The sequence below is a fragment of the Pantoea sp. SGAir0430 genome, assembly GCF_043549295.1.
This window is the reverse complement of the sequence record NZ_CP039427.1, coordinates 588,466-602,319: the sequence shown is the minus strand read 5'-3', so window position 1 is coordinate 602,319 and position 13,854 is coordinate 588,466. Positions and strand designations below refer to the sequence as shown.

The 13,854-nt window shown below is 61.5% G+C and carries 14 protein-coding genes; 2 read left to right on the top strand and 12 right to left on the bottom strand.

Annotated elements, in window-relative coordinates; translation table 11 throughout:
* Window positions 1–25 precede the first annotated feature (25 nt).
* From phnC to phnF, 11 genes are all read right to left on the bottom strand, one after another.
* Window positions 26–853 (bottom strand): phosphonate ABC transporter ATP-binding protein, encoded by an 828-nt coding sequence (gene phnC / locus E7738_RS02870; protein ID WP_021509805.1) that lies wholly within the window; start codon window positions 851–853, stop codon window positions 26–28.
* 80 nt (window positions 854–933) lie between these two features.
* Complete coding sequence (gene phnP, locus E7738_RS02865) at window positions 934–1,704, bottom strand: phosphonate metabolism protein PhnP (protein ID WP_215480473.1); 771 nt, start codon at window positions 1,702–1,704, stop codon at window positions 934–936.
* Window positions 1,701–2,237, bottom strand: a complete 537-nt coding sequence (gene phnN, locus E7738_RS02860; RefSeq protein ID WP_104188816.1) for a ribose 1,5-bisphosphokinase — start codon at window positions 2,235–2,237, stop codon at window positions 1,701–1,703. Before phnN ends, phnP begins: the two co-directional genes overlap by 4 nt.
* Window positions 2,237–3,373 (bottom strand): alpha-D-ribose 1-methylphosphonate 5-triphosphate diphosphatase, encoded by a 1,137-nt coding sequence (gene phnM, locus E7738_RS02855; protein WP_058774782.1) that lies wholly within the window; start codon window positions 3,371–3,373, stop codon window positions 2,237–2,239. The genes phnN and phnM overlap by 1 nt, the downstream gene beginning before the upstream one ends.
* Window positions 3,370–4,074, bottom strand: a complete 705-nt coding sequence (gene phnL / locus E7738_RS02850) for a phosphonate C-P lyase system protein PhnL (protein ID WP_394516081.1) — start codon at window positions 4,072–4,074, stop codon at window positions 3,370–3,372. Before phnL ends, phnM begins: the two co-directional genes overlap by 4 nt.
* Before the next feature lie 167 nt (window positions 4,075–4,241).
* Window positions 4,242–5,003: a phosphonate C-P lyase system protein PhnK gene (phnK, locus tag E7738_RS02845; protein ID WP_021509800.1), complete on the bottom strand. Its 762-nt coding sequence runs from the start codon at window positions 5,001–5,003 to the stop codon at window positions 4,242–4,244.
* Complete coding sequence (locus tag E7738_RS02840; protein ID WP_021509799.1) at window positions 4,993–5,841, bottom strand: alpha-D-ribose 1-methylphosphonate 5-phosphate C-P-lyase PhnJ; 849 nt, start codon at window positions 5,839–5,841, stop codon at window positions 4,993–4,995. Before E7738_RS02840 ends, phnK begins: the two co-directional genes overlap by 11 nt.
* The gene (locus E7738_RS02835; RefSeq protein ID WP_394516080.1) at window positions 5,834–6,910 is read right to left on the bottom strand and encodes a carbon-phosphorus lyase complex subunit PhnI; all 1,077 of its coding nucleotides are present in this window, start codon (window positions 6,908–6,910) and stop codon (window positions 5,834–5,836) included. Before E7738_RS02835 ends, E7738_RS02840 begins: the two co-directional genes overlap by 8 nt.
* The gene (gene phnH, locus E7738_RS02830) at window positions 6,910–7,485 is read right to left on the bottom strand and encodes a phosphonate C-P lyase system protein PhnH (protein ID WP_058771117.1); all 576 of its coding nucleotides are present in this window, start codon (window positions 7,483–7,485) and stop codon (window positions 6,910–6,912) included. Before phnH ends, E7738_RS02835 begins: the two co-directional genes overlap by 1 nt.
* Complete coding sequence (phnG, locus tag E7738_RS02825; RefSeq protein WP_058757348.1) at window positions 7,482–7,931, bottom strand: phosphonate C-P lyase system protein PhnG; 450 nt, start codon at window positions 7,929–7,931, stop codon at window positions 7,482–7,484. The genes phnH and phnG overlap by 4 nt, the downstream gene beginning before the upstream one ends.
* On the bottom strand, window positions 7,928–8,644 hold the full coding sequence (phnF, locus tag E7738_RS02820) for a phosphonate metabolism transcriptional regulator PhnF (protein ID WP_262257673.1): 717 nt from the start codon (window positions 8,642–8,644) through the stop codon (window positions 7,928–7,930). Before phnF ends, phnG begins: the two co-directional genes overlap by 4 nt.
* 313 nt (window positions 8,645–8,957) lie before the next feature.
* On the opposite strand from phnF, the gene E7738_RS02815 reads away from it, so the two are divergent.
* Together E7738_RS02815 and E7738_RS02810 are read left to right on the top strand one after the other, a co-directional pair.
* Window positions 8,958–11,123: a putative bifunctional diguanylate cyclase/phosphodiesterase gene (locus tag E7738_RS02815; protein ID WP_394516079.1), complete on the top strand. Its 2,166-nt coding sequence runs from the start codon at window positions 8,958–8,960 to the stop codon at window positions 11,121–11,123.
* A 381-nt stretch (window positions 11,124–11,504) separates the two neighbouring features.
* Window positions 11,505–11,957: a transposase gene (locus E7738_RS02810; RefSeq protein ID WP_059013045.1), complete on the top strand. Its 453-nt coding sequence runs from the start codon at window positions 11,505–11,507 to the stop codon at window positions 11,955–11,957.
* A 68-nt stretch (window positions 11,958–12,025) separates the two neighbouring features.
* Here the strand turns inward: E7738_RS02810 and E7738_RS02805 are convergent, their stop codons facing one another.
* Complete coding sequence (locus E7738_RS02805; RefSeq protein WP_394516078.1) at window positions 12,026–13,807, bottom strand: thiamine pyrophosphate-requiring protein; 1,782 nt, start codon at window positions 13,805–13,807, stop codon at window positions 12,026–12,028.
* Window positions 13,808–13,854: the final 47 nt, after the last annotated feature.

Here is a 13,854-nt window from a genome sequence, read left to right as displayed (position 1 = left end):
GTGAGATTTTCTCTTGCCGTGGGAGTTAGTGGAGCTGGTTAATTTCGTCGCCGTACAGCGCATGCAGCAGGCTGTCGGTCAACTGAGCGGGATGGCCGTCAAACAGCACTTTGCCGCGCTGGATGCCGATCACCCGGGTGCAATACTGCTGCACCAGTTCAATCGAGTGCAGGTTGACCATCACGCTGATGCCCTGCTCGCTCACCTGGCGCAGCACATCCATGATGCGTTTGGTATTTTTGGGATCGAGCGAGGCCACCGGCTCGTCGGCCAGCAGGATTTTCGGGCGCTGCATCAGCGCGCGGCAGATGGCGACGCGCTGCATCTGGCCGCCGGACAGATTCTCCGCCCGCTGCAGCGCCTGCGGCAGCATGTTCATCCACTGCAGCAGTTCAATGGCCTGCGCACGGTCGGTGTCGGAGAAGATTTTGAAAAAGGATTTCAGCGTTGAGGTCTGGCTGAGCCGGCCCAGCAGCACGTTGGTCAGCACGTCGAGGCGCGGCACCAGGCAGAAGTCCTGAAAGATCATGCCGCACTCGCTGCGCCATTCGCGCATCTGCCGGCTGTTGAGCGTCACCACATCGCGGTCCGCCTCGCCGTGACGCATGCTGAGAATCGCGCCTTCGCTGCTGGCAATGGTGCCGTTCAGCATATGCAGCAGGGTCGATTTGCCTGCGCCCGAGCGGCCGATTACCGCCACCAGCTCGCCCGCATGCAGATCGAAACTGACATCATCCAGCACGCGGTTATCACCGAAGGCTTTGCACAGCCCCTGCACCGACAGCACCTTGTCGCCATGGCGCTGGGCAGGATGTGCATTGTCGACGACGGTTTTGAGTAGTGCCTGTGCCATGTTGCGCTCCATCTCTTCTGAGGTGTTGATTGCCCGTTATTACGGACACTGGCGATGAAGGTCTGATGACAGAACCATGATTAAACGGTGACAGCGTCGCGCAAACCGACAGCAATCTGCTGGCCATCGAACGGTACGCTGACGTTTTCCGGTAACCCATTGTCCAGCAACCAGTTATCCATCTCATGTGACAGGTGCACCAGCCATGCCTGGCGCGGAGCCAGCCGGGCCACGATGTCCAGTGCGCGGGTAACGTCGTTGTGATTACCCACCGCGGCGCGCGGCGCATCGTTGCAGTCGATCACCAGCTGATCGAGCGGCTGGCCCTGCAGGAAATCGGCGGTGTCCGGCGGCAAACCACAGGTGTCGCACAGCCACGCCAGCCGCGTGCCATGCCAGTCGAACAGGTAGCCGTAAGTCAGCCGCGAATGCTGCAGTGGCAGCGCCGTCACCTGCAGGCTGCCGAAGCTGTGCGCGACAAAAGGCGTCAGCGCCGGGCGAAACGCCAGCAGGCCGGGATGCTTAAACAGATCGTCGCAGCCCTTTTCATCCGGTGGCGCCCACACCGGAATCGACGCGCCCCGGCCCCAGCGCAGACTGAACAGGCCGGCCACGTGATCCATGTGGAAATGCGTCAGCAGAATGCGGCTCAGCTCACCGGGCTGGAAGCGCTGATGCAGATCGGGCAGACCGGCATCGAGCAGGATGCGCTCGCGGCCGGTGTCGATCAGCGCGCTGGTGGCGTGACGCGCATAGCGCGGTTGCTGCCGGGCGCGTTCACAGGCGCGACAGTCGCAGCCGAACAGCGGCGCGGCCTGCACGCCGCCCGTACCGAGAAAGGTCAGATTCATGGCGGATGCTCCAGTAACTGGCGCAGCTGATGGAGCGTGTCGATCAGCGCGCCGTCGTTGTTGAGCGCGTGGCAGTGGGCAGGCAGCGGTTCTGCTGCGCGCGCCAGCCGTCGCTGAATGTCAGCTTCACTTTCGCGCCCGCGCTGGCGCAGCCGTGCCGCCAGCACGGCCGGCGAGACCTGCAGTACCAGCGGCAGCAGCTGCTCGCCGTAGTGCTGACGCACGACTGGCAGATGCAGACGTGAACCGTTGACCAGCACGTTAAGACCGCGCGCCAGCCAGTGGTCAATCTCCTCGCCGAGCGCGTAGCTCAGGCCGTGTGCGCGCCAGCTGATGGCGAACAGGCCGAGCGCTTCACGCCGGCGGAATTCGGCTTCGCTCAGCGCCACGTGGTTTTCACCGCCGGCATCGGCCGGCCGCGTGATATAGCGATGGGCGATCACCAGCTTGTCCGGCGGCGCCTCGCGCAGCGCGTTCAGCAGGCTGTCTTTTCCCGAGCCCGAGGGCCCGGTCAGCCAGATGAGGCGCGCCATCAGAACACCAGCCTGCCCTGTGACCAGACGTGGCGAATGTGCACATGACCGTGATCGGTGTGTGCCAGCACCAGATCGGCGCGCAGCCCTTCCGCAATCGTGCCGCGATCGTGCAGGCCAATCGCCTGTGCCGGGTTACGCGTGACCAGCGCCGCCGCCTGCGGTAGCGTCAGCGCATTACGCTCGTCGGCCACCAGGCGGAATACCGCATCCAGCAGGCTGGCCGGATAGTAATCCGACGAGAGGATGTCCAGCAGGCCGTGGCTGGCCAGCTGCCACGCCGCGACATTGCCGGAGTGCGATCCGCCGCGCACAATGTTGGGCGCGCCCATCAGTACCCGCATGCCGCAGTCGCGCGAGGCGCGAGCCGCTTCCAGCGTGGTGGGAAACTCGGCAATGGCGCTGCCCACCGCGTGTGACTCCGCGACGTGCGCCGCCGTGGCATCATCGTGACTGGCAACCGGAATACCGCGCGCCTGGCACAGGCCAGCGATGGCGTTGCGGTTCGGCGTGGAGAATTCGGCAGCCAGCGCCAGCTGTTCGCGCTCAAACTGATCCATCTGCTCATCGTTGAGCTGATATTTGCCCTGATAGTAGGTGCGGTACATCTCCAGCGACGCATACTGGCGCTGGCCGGGTGAATGATCCATCAGCGACACCAATGACAGCTCCGGAGTGCTCATCAGCGCTTCAAACAGCGGCAGCGTGGTGTGGTGCGGCAGCTCACAGCGCAGGTGCAGCTGGTGGTCGGCGCGGTTAATGCCCTTGCGGTTGCTGTCCTGAATCGCCGTAATCATTTTGCTCAGGTTTTCGAGGCGATGACCGCCGTCGCGCACGTCACCGACGCCGATGGCGTCCAGCACCGTGGTGATGCCGCTGGCGACCATCAGTGCATCGTGGCTACTCATCGCCGAATGCGCTGGCCAGTCGACTTTGGGCCGTGGCGTAAAGAATTTATCGAGGTTGTCGGTATGCAGCTCGACCAGCCCCGGCAGCAAAAACGCGTTCCCGCCGTCCAGCGCGCCTGGCTGCTGACTGCCGCTGTCGCTGAAGCTGGCGATCCGGTCGCCGCGCATCTCCAGCGATCCGCTGACGACCTCATTTTCCAGCACCAGCCGGACATTATTCACGATCATGCCTGTTCTCCTGTGTGCAGCGGCTGCATGACGTGCAGGCGGTCGGCCACCCGGGCGCGCACCGCTTCGTCATGGAAAATACCTACGATAGCGGCGCCGCGGGCGCGCGCCTGTTCAATCAGCTCCACCACCGCCGCGCTGTTAGCGCTGTCGAGTGACGCCGTGGGTTCATCCAGCAGCAGCACCGGATAGTCAGCGATAAAGCCGCGTGCGATGTTGACGCGCTGCTGTTCCCCGCCGGAGAAGGTCGAGGGGGCCAGCGACCACAGGCGCTGCGGCACGTTAAGACGCGTCAGCAGTTCGCGGGCGCGCTGTTCACAGCGGGCGCGTTCGACGCCGCGCTCCAGCAGCGGCTGCATGACGATCTCCAGCGTCGGTACGCGCGGAATCACGCGCAGAAACTGGCTGACCCAGCCGACGGTGTCACGGCGGATCGCCAGCATCTGACGCGCCGGTGCCTCTGCCAGATCGACCCACTGGCCGTGGTGCTGCAGCCAGATGTGGCCGCTGTTGGCCTGATAGTTACCGTACAGCGCACGCAGCAGCGTGGATTTACCGCTGCCGGAGCGCCCGTGCAGCACCACGCATTCGCCAGCGGCCACTTCAAGGCTGGCGTGCTGCAGCACCGGCAGCTCGGCGCTGTTCTGGTTGTGCAGCACAAAGGTTTTGCTGAGATTTTCTACGCGCAAAATGGGTTGCATGTTGATGTCCTGATAATGATTCGTGCAGCCGCACGTAACCGTAGCGGCGCGATTTATCGCGCATTTAACAGCAACGCTCGCTGTTCAACTGAGCGCAATAAATTGCGCCGCTACGATTGGTGCACACCTCGTGAGTAGTGCGCATTAATGCGCACCGCCAGCGTGTTCTATGCCAGCACCGATGAAACCAGCAGCTGGGTGTACGGATGGTGCGGATCGTCGAGCACCCGGTCGGTGAGCCCGCTCTCCACTACTTTGCCCTGCTTCATTACCAGCAGGCGGTGCGCCAGCAGACGCGCGACGCCGAGATCGTGGGTGACGATAATCACCGCCAGATTCAGCTCGCGTACCAGCGTGCGCAGCAGATCCAGCAGGCGCGCCTGTACCGAAACATCCAGCCCGCCGGTCGGCTCATCCATAAACACCAGCGTCGGCTGCGTCACCAGGTTGCGCGCGATCTGCAAACGCTGCTGCATGCCGCCGGAAAAGGTGGTGGGCAGATCGTCGATGCGGTTGGCCGGAATTTCGACGTCCTGCAGCCAGCGCAGCGCCTCGTTACGGATGTCGCCGTAATGGCGCTGTCCAATCGCCATCAGACGCTCACCAATATTGCCGCCCGCCGTCACCTGCGGACGCAGGCCATCCAGCGGATGCTGATGCACCACGCCCCACTCGGTGCGCAGTAACCGCCGGCGCTCGCTCTCGCTGAGCTGATACAGATCGCGGCCGCGATAAAGAATGTTGCCCTGCTGGGGCGCCAGACGCGCCGACAGGCTGCGCAGCAGCGTGGTTTTCCCCGAGCCGGACTCACCGACAATCCCCAGCACTTCTCCGGGATAGAGCGCAAAACTGACGTCTTCAAAACCTTTGCCCGGCGCGTAGAGGTGCGTCAGGTTATTGACCGCGAGCAGCGGCTGTTCACTGTGCATGCTGTTGTTCCTGCTGCTGGTGGCAAAAATCGGTATCGGAGCAGACAAACATGCGCGTACCGGCATCATCCATCACCACTTCGTCGAGATAGCTGTGGCGCGAACCGCACAGCGCACAGGGTTGTTCCCAGCTCTGCACGCTGAACGGGTGATCGTCGAAATCAAGACTTTCCACTTTGGTGTAGGGCGGCAGCGCATAAATGCGTTTTTCACGTCCGGCACCAAACAGCTGCAGTGCCGGCATCATGTGCATCTTCGGGTTGTCGAATTTAGGAATCGGCGACGGATCCATCACGTAGCGATCGTTAACCTTCACCGGATAGGCATAGGTGGTGGCGATATGGCCGTAGCGGGCGATATCTTCATACAGCTTGACCTGCATGATGCCGTACTCCTCCAGCGCATGCATGGTGCGGGTTTCTGTCTCACGCGGCTCAATAAAGCGCAGCGGCTCCGGGATCGGCACCTGGAAAATCAGCACCTGATCCTCTTCAAGCGGCGTCTCCGGAATGCGGTGCCGCGTCTGGATCAGCGTGGCGTCTTTGGTGGCTTCGGTGGTTGCCGCCCCGCTGACGCGCTGGAAGAAGCGCCGGATAGAGACCGCGTTGGTGGTGTCATCCGCGCCCTGATCGATCACTTTCAGCACGTCGCTGTCGCCAATAATGCTGGCAGTGATCTGGATGCCGCCGGTGCCCCAGCCATACGGCATTGGCATTTCGCGGCCGGCAAACGGCACCTGATAGCCAGGGATCGCGACCGCTTTCAGAATGGCGCGGCGGATGGTACGTTTGGTCTGCTCATCCAGGTAGCCGTTGTTGTAGCCGGTTAACTCACTCATCATTCTGCTCCTGATGCTGTTGGCGCAGCCGCTGCAGCAGCTCCAGCTCCGCCTGGAAATCCACGTAGTGCGGCAGTTTCAGGTGCGAGACAAAGCCGGCGGCTTCGACGTTATCGGCGTGCGACAGCACGAACTCTTCGTCCTGTGCCGGCCCGGCAATGCGCTCCTGATACTCGGGTGCCTGCAGCGCACGGTCCACCAGCGCCATCGCCATCGCCTTTCGCTCTGCGCGTCCGAACACCAGACCATAGCCGCGGGTAAAGTGCGGCGCGCTGTCGCCCTGGGTGGTGAAGCCGTTGACCATTTCGCATTCGGTCAGCAGGATCTCGCCAATTTCAATCTCAAAACCCAGCTCTTCGGGGCAGATCGACACGCTGAGATAGCCGGTGCGGATTTCACCGGCAAACGGATGGTTGCGGCCATAGCCGCGCTGGGTCGAATAGCCAAGCGCCAGCAGAAACCCTTCGTCGCCGCGCACCAGCTGCTGTAAGCGGGCAGCGCGTGACGCCGGATAACCGGGCGGCTGGCGCGTGATGTCGCACGGCTCGCTGCCGTCATCCTCTTCACGCGCCGCCAGCCCTTCACGCGTCATCATGCTGAACACATGCGGGCAACGCTGCGCCAGCGCCTGATCGTCACGCGCGGCGGCCGGCGTTTCGCCGTTGGCCAGCAGGGTAAAATCCAGCAGGCGGTGGCTGTAGTCATAGGTCGGGCCCAGCACCTGGCCACCGGGCAGATCTTTGTAAACTGCCGAGATGCGGCGCTCGATGCGCATTTCCGCGGTTTCCAGCGCCAGGCTGTCCGCGAGGCGCGGCAGCGTGGTGCGGTAGGCGCGCAGCAGGAAAATCGCCTCGACCAAATCGCCACTGGCCTGTTTGATGGCTAAGGCCGCCAGCTGTGTGTCATAGATGCCGCCTTCGGTCATCACCCGGTCCACCGCCAGCCCCAGCTGTTGCGCCACCTGATCGCAGCCCAGCTCCGCGACGCTGCGATCGCCACGGCGCAGATCGGCCTGCAGCTGATGGGCGCTGGCAATCGCCTTTTCGCCCCCTTTCACGGCTACATACATCAGCACACCTCCACGTCGGTGGTGCGTGGCAGCGCCATCATCGCTTCACCGCAGGTGAAAATCAGATCCACCCCCTGCGGGAACGGATGCGGGCGCTCGCGCAGATAGGTCAGAATGGCGGCCGGCAGTTGCGGCGCGATGGCGCGCGGCTCACGCAGGCCGGGCCCGGAGAGGCGCAGCGTCAACCCGCCGTTGAGCGACGGCACTTCGACAATCAGCGTGGTGCTCTTCTCAGGGGACAGATTGTCACCGGCGGCGAAGCAGGCGGGATCGGGATTGGCCGCCGCGTGGGTCAGCGCAAATGGGGCATCGCGCTCATCGACAATCGGTACGCCGGTGTGAAAGCGCAGGTTGCTGCGCACGATATCGCTGTCCACACGGCGATCCAGCCACAGCGCGCTCTCCTGATCGACCAGCGTCAGCAGCACCGCCGTTGCTGCCGGGGAGAGATCGCCCCAACCCTGCGCCAGCGGCAGCGAGACCATCACGCCCGGCTCGCTCATCGCTTTGAGAATGCGGCGGAAGGCGCGCTGGGCGTCGGCAACCGGATGGTTAAAACTTGCCAGTAATGTCATTCGTTATCTCCGCGAACCAGCGTAAAGAAATCCACTTTGGAGCTGGCGATTTCCCGTGCGCGCAGCTGGCGCTGCTCTTCACGCAGTGCCGCCAGCGGGGCAATAATTTTTTCCTGCAGCAGCGCCTGGGTTTCCGGCTGTTGCAGCAGCGCATCAATCAGCGCGCAGCGTTCGGCATGCGCCTTATCGCGCCCCAGCACATAGCTAAAACCCAGCGTGCCGTCGTGCAGTCTGATCACCGCGCGGGTGACGGTGGCATCGCCCATGACGAAACGTTTCCCGCTGCCGCCCATGCGCGCCTGCAGACGGGTTAAACCGGTTTCCGCCGGGCGCAGGCGCTCGAAGGCGGGTGTAAGCTGTAGCGATTGCCAGTGGCTGGCCAGCGCGCTGGCTTCACTGTGCGCCAGCACCGAAAGCCAGTGCTGACGGGCGGTTTGCTGTTTCATTGGTGCTCCAGGGTGAGTTCAATCATGTCGCCACGCGTCAGGCTGACGGAGTACTCCGCCACCAGACCGTCCGGCTGTGTATTCAGGGTGCGCACGCACAGCAGCGGCGCGTGCAGCGTAATCTCCAGCTGTTTGCACTCTTTGGCCTGTGCGCGGCGGGTACTGATGCGGGTCTGACGGCGGCTCAGCTGCAGGCCGAGCTGCTGCTGCATGAAGTCGTGCAGGGAACCGTGCTGGAACGTCTGCAGCGCCGGCCACCAGCGCAGGTCGGGCAGATAGTGGTTGATCACGCACACTGGCACGCCGTTGACGCGGCGCAGGGTGCGTAAATGAATGACGCTGGCGCCCTCGTCACTGCCCAGCGCGGCAGCCACGTCGCTGCTGGCCGGACGCAGTACCGCCAGCAGCCGTTCGCTGGTGGGATGACTGCCCTGCTCCAGCAGGTTCTGGCTAAAGCGCGCCTGGGCATGCAGCGGGTAGTCGTACGGGCGCATCAGCACCAGGATGCCGACGCCATGGCGCCGCTGCAGCAGGCCTTTGTTCACCAGCTCATCCACGGCCCGGCGCAGCGTGTGGCGATTGACGGCGTAGTAATCGGCCAGCTGCTGTTCAGACGGCAGATAATCGCCGCAGCGATAGCGCTCCTGCAGCGCCTGCTCCAGCTGGGCGGCAACCGCCTGATAGACAGTGGTCGGATGTCTGGATATCTCCATCACGCTCAATACCTCATTCGCTTCAGGTTGAGGGGCGCAGCGGAAGAGGCTGCGGAATGGCGACTACAGTGCGGGAGACAGATGACAGTGCCGTGACGGCTCAGTGACGTGCGGATGAATTTGCTTTAAGGCAGCAGGATGGCAGCCAGACGGCAACCAATTCAATAAAATCCACTTAACTGTTACCTTTGTGACTATGCGCAAAAAAAATCGCCTGCAGTTTCACGCCTTTAACGCTTCCCTTACCTGATGCAGGCTGCGTAAATTCTGCTAATTTAATCAGTAAGCCCTGCCCGGAGCGCGAAACCTTAAAATGATAAACACCTTCAAACTTTCGCACGGTTTTCGCCGCAATTTTTTGCGCGAAGTGATCCTGCCGCTGGTGGCGATTTTGCTGCTGACTTTTCTCGGTGCCGGTTTCGGCCTGTTCTGGAGCACCTCGGCCACCAACCATGAGGCGCGCGAGCAGCAGCAGCGGATGATCGCCGCCTCGTTCAATCAGAGTCTGAGTGAACATCTGCGCCAGCTGCGCAGCCTGACACGCTGGTCCCCGCTCGCCGATCAACTGGCGCAGCCGCAGCCGGACAGCGACTGGCTGAATCAAAACGTCGGTAGCTGGCTGTACGATATGTTTGATCATCAGCTGATTGTGCTGCTTGACCGCACCAATCAGCCGACCGCCGTGTGGCGCAACGGCCAGCCGGTGGCGGATCTGCGCATCGGCCCGTATCTGCGCGATCTGTTGCAGACGCCACTGGTGCAAAGCAGTGATGAGGTACCCGGTCCGGCCGACCGCGCGGATTTTGTGCGCATCGGCCAGCGTGCGGCAGCGCTGGCGGTGGGCGATATCAGCAGCACGCGCGAGGCCGGGCGCTACCGGCTGGTGAGTATTAAGTTTCTTGATGATGGCTATCTGCGCAACCTGTCTGAACGCAGCCAGCTGCGGCAGCTCTTTTTTAGCGATGGCGTACCGCAGAACGAACACAAAGCGCGCTATCCGCTGACCTCGCGTCAGGGCGATATCGTCGGCTACCTCAGCTGGGATCCGGACAAGCCGGGCGCGCAGATGTTGCGTACCCTCGGCCCTTCCACGCTGATTTCGGTGCTGCTGATCACCCTGCTGTGTCTGTTTATGGTGCGGCGCATCTGGACTTCCTCGCTCGATTTATCGCAGTCGCTGCTGAAGCTCGGGGCCAGCGAGGCGCAGGCGCAGCATCTGGCGTTTCACGATGTGCTGACCGGGCTGCCGAACCGGGCGCTGGTTGAGGATCGGCTGACTCAGGCGCTGGCCGCCGCGACCCGTCACGACCAGCGCGTGGCGTTGCTGCTGCTGGATCTGGATCGCTTCAAAATCATTAACGATACCTGGGGCCATCACGCCGGCGATGACCTGATTATCGAGGTGGCGCGCCGCCTGAGTCACCTGGTGCGCACCAGCGATACCGTCGGGCGTATTGGCGGCGATGAATTTATCATCGTGATGCCGGAAGTAGAGAATATCGGTCAGGTGCAGGCGCTGGCGCAGCGCATCATCGCCGCGCTGGGCGAGCCGTATCAGCTGGTGGGCAACGAACTGTGGGTTGGCGTTAGCATTGGCCTGGCGCTGGCACCCCGCGATGGCATTGACCGGCTGGAGCTGATGCGCAAAGCCGACATAGCGCTATACGAGGCGAAAAATGGCGGACGCAGTCAGTATCGCCAGTTTGAAAAGGTGATGGATGAATCGCTGCGCACGCGCCAGCAGATAGCGGCGGATCTGCGTCAGGCGCTGGTCACTTACGACGGCCTGGCGGTGTGGTATCAGCCACTGATGGAGATCAGCGGCCAGCGGATTGTCGGACTGGAAGCGCTGCTGCGCTGGCATCATCCGCAGCGCGGCGATGTCTCGCCTGCGGACTTTATCGCCATCGCCGAAGAGACCGGCATGATTATTCCGCTGGGCGAATGGGTGCTGCGCGAGGCCTGCAAAACCGCCCTGAAGTTACCGCAGGTGATTGTGGCGGTGAACGTTTCGCCGGTGCAGTTCCGCGCCAGCGGGTTTGTCGAACGCATGATTGAGATTGTTCAGTCGGAAGGTGCCGATCCGCAGCGGCTGGAGCTGGAAATCACTGAAGGCGTGCTGATTGAGGATGAACACGAAGCGCGCAACAGTATCATCGCGCTGCGCGACGCCGGGTTCCGTATCGCGCTGGATGATTTCGGCACCGGTTATTCGAGCCTGAATTATCTCAGCACGTTTCCGGTCGACAAGATTAAAATCGACCGGTCGTTTACCCAGTCGCTGGGCGTGGCGGAGAACTCCACCGCGATTGTTGAATCCGTGGTGCGCCTCGGCCACGCCATGGGCCTGACCGTCACCGCCGAAGGCGTCGAAACTGAGGGCCAGAAAAACGCGCTGGCCGATGCCGGGTGTAATGAGCTGCAGGGATATTTGTTCAGCCGGGCGGTGCCGTTGAGCGAGATTGAGCGGATGGTGTGAGGGGAGAACGGCGTTTAATTCGTTTGTTTTTGTCCTGGTGCGCATAAATGCGCACCCTACAAAACCCTGCGCCGTTCGATGGGGTCGCCATTTATGGCGTCCTGGTAAAAACCCGCACTCATCTAAAATTATCCCGGTGCGCATAAATGCGCACCCTACAAAACCTTGTACCGTCCTGTGGTTTTGCCATTTACTACGACCAAACACAATCCCTAACCTGTAGGGTCGCCATTTATGGCGACCTGGTAAAAACCCGCACTCATCTAAAAATAACCCATTCATCGCACTCTGAATATCTGGAATGCAACTTCCAACGTTCCCCTCTTCTAATGGCTTTCCGCAAATAAAAGGAGCACATTCTTTACACACAAGGAGGTCATAATGAAAAATCGCAAATATCCCCGCCTGAAGCATTATAATTATCGTTCGGCAGGCGCCTATTTTTTAACGCTGGTGTGTCATCAGCGTCGCTCCTTATTTGGCGATATACATCATGGCATAATGATAGCCTCGCCTTTAGGGAATATCGTTATCTCCGCCTGGAACGAGGTTCCGCGCCGGACGCGTTTCGCCACGCTTGATACATTTGCGCTGATGCCCAATCACTTCCATGCCATCCTGTGGTTACAGGAACGTAATGAACGATCCATCAATCAAATAATTAATTTGTTTAAAGGCGGCGTCACGCGCCAGGCAGGATATAAAATCTGGCAACGCAGCTTCTACGATCGCGTTATCCGCAATGAAAACGAATTACTGCATATACGAAAATATATTATGGATAATGCAAAACGGTGGGAATCAGATCGATTGTATATTCCAGGTGCGCATTAATGCGCACCCTACAGTGAAACAGTAAATATGTAGCCCGGCGTTATCCCGGGCATAAACAGGACGGCGCGCTAACCCTTGCTGTGCAGCAACTGGCTGGCGGTGTCGCTAATCACCTGCGCCATGCCGCGGTCGCCCTTCGCCATTGACGACATAAAAGCTTTGGCCTGCTTAAGCGTGATATGCGGCGGCAGCGGGGCCACTTCCGGATCGGTTTTCACCTCCAGCACTACCGGTCGGGTGGCGCTGAGCGCCTGCTGCCACGCCGCCGCCAGGTCTTCGGGCCGGTCGACATAGATGCCCTGCAAACCGAGGCTGTCGGCAAAGCGCGCATACTGCACGTCCGGCAGCTGCTGCGAAGCTTCAAAGCGTGGATTGCCTTCCATCACCCGCTGTTCCCAGGTGACCTGATTGAGATCCTGATTATTGAACACGCAGACAATCAGGCGCGGATCGGCCCACTGCTGCCAGTATTTCTGGATGGTGATCAGCTCGGCCAGGTTGTTCATCTGCATCGCCCCGTCGCCCACCAGCGCCACCACTGGCTGAGTGGGAAAAGCAAATTTCGCGGCGATGGCAAACGGGACGGCGGCCCCCATGCAAGCCAGCCCACCCGACAGCGTGGCGCGCTGGCCCTGCTTCACCCGATAATCGCGCGCAAACCAGTTGGCGCAGGAGCCCGAGTCCGAGGTGACAATCGCATCGTCCGGCAGCTGCGGGGACATCTCCCACACCACGCGCTGCGGATTGACCGGGTTGGCGGGCGCCATGGCGCGCTGTTCCATCAACGCCCACCAGTCGCGCACCTGCACCGCGATCGCCTCCTGCCAGTGGCGATCCGCTTTATGCGTCAGTAACGGCAGCAGCGCGCGCAGGGTCTCTGCCGCGTCGCCGTGCAGGTTGACCTCGCACGGATAGCGCAGCCCCAGCATCGCCGGATCGATATCGATTTGTACCGCGCGCACTTTACCTTCCGGCGGCAGAAATTCGGTCCACGGAAAACCGCTGCCAATCATCAGTAAAGCGTCGCAATTCTGCATCAGCTCCCACGACGGTTTGGTGCCGAGCAGGCCGATCGAACCGGTGACGAAAGGCGCATCGTCCGGCAGCACGTCTTTGCCCAGCAGCGCTTTGGCCACGCCCGCGCCGAGCACATTGGCAATTTGCACCACTTCAACCGCAGCACCGCGCGCACCGGCGCCAATCAATATCGCAACTTTTTTGCCGGCGTTGAGTACCTCAGCGGCACGGCGCAAATCCTCGTCGTAGGGCACAATCTTCGGCCGCTGATAGCCCGGCCCGGAATGGGTAAATCCGTGCGCATGCTGCGGCGGCTGCCAGTTCTCATCCTGCAAATCTTTTGGCAGGATGATCACCGCGACGCCGTTCTGCGCTTTGGCAATGCGCACGCCGCGATCGACCAGATGCTGGACCTGCGCCGGCGCTGCCGCTTCCTGCACGAAGTTCGCCACATCGGCGAAGATGCGGTCTAAATTCATCTCCTGCTGATAGCTGGCGCCGCGCGCGGTGGTTTCCGCCTGGCCGGCAATCGCCAGCACCGGCGCGTGATCCATTTTGGCATCATACAGGCCGGTCAGCAGATGGGTGGCACCGGGGCCGCCGGTCGACAGACAGACGCCGAGCTCACCGGTAAATTTGGCGTGACCGGCAGCCATAAAGGCCGCCATCTCTTCATGTCGCACCTGAATAAATTCGATGCCTGCACCGGCTTTATTGGCCCGCTGGATAGCGCCCAGCACGCCGTTAATGCCATCGCCCGGATAGCCATAAATGCGCGTGACGCCCCATGCCTGCAGGCGTTCAACAAAGAAATCGCTGGTTTTCTTGCTCATGACGGGCTCTCCCTTAGACGTTTGCAATAAACGTTAAGGGTAGCCGA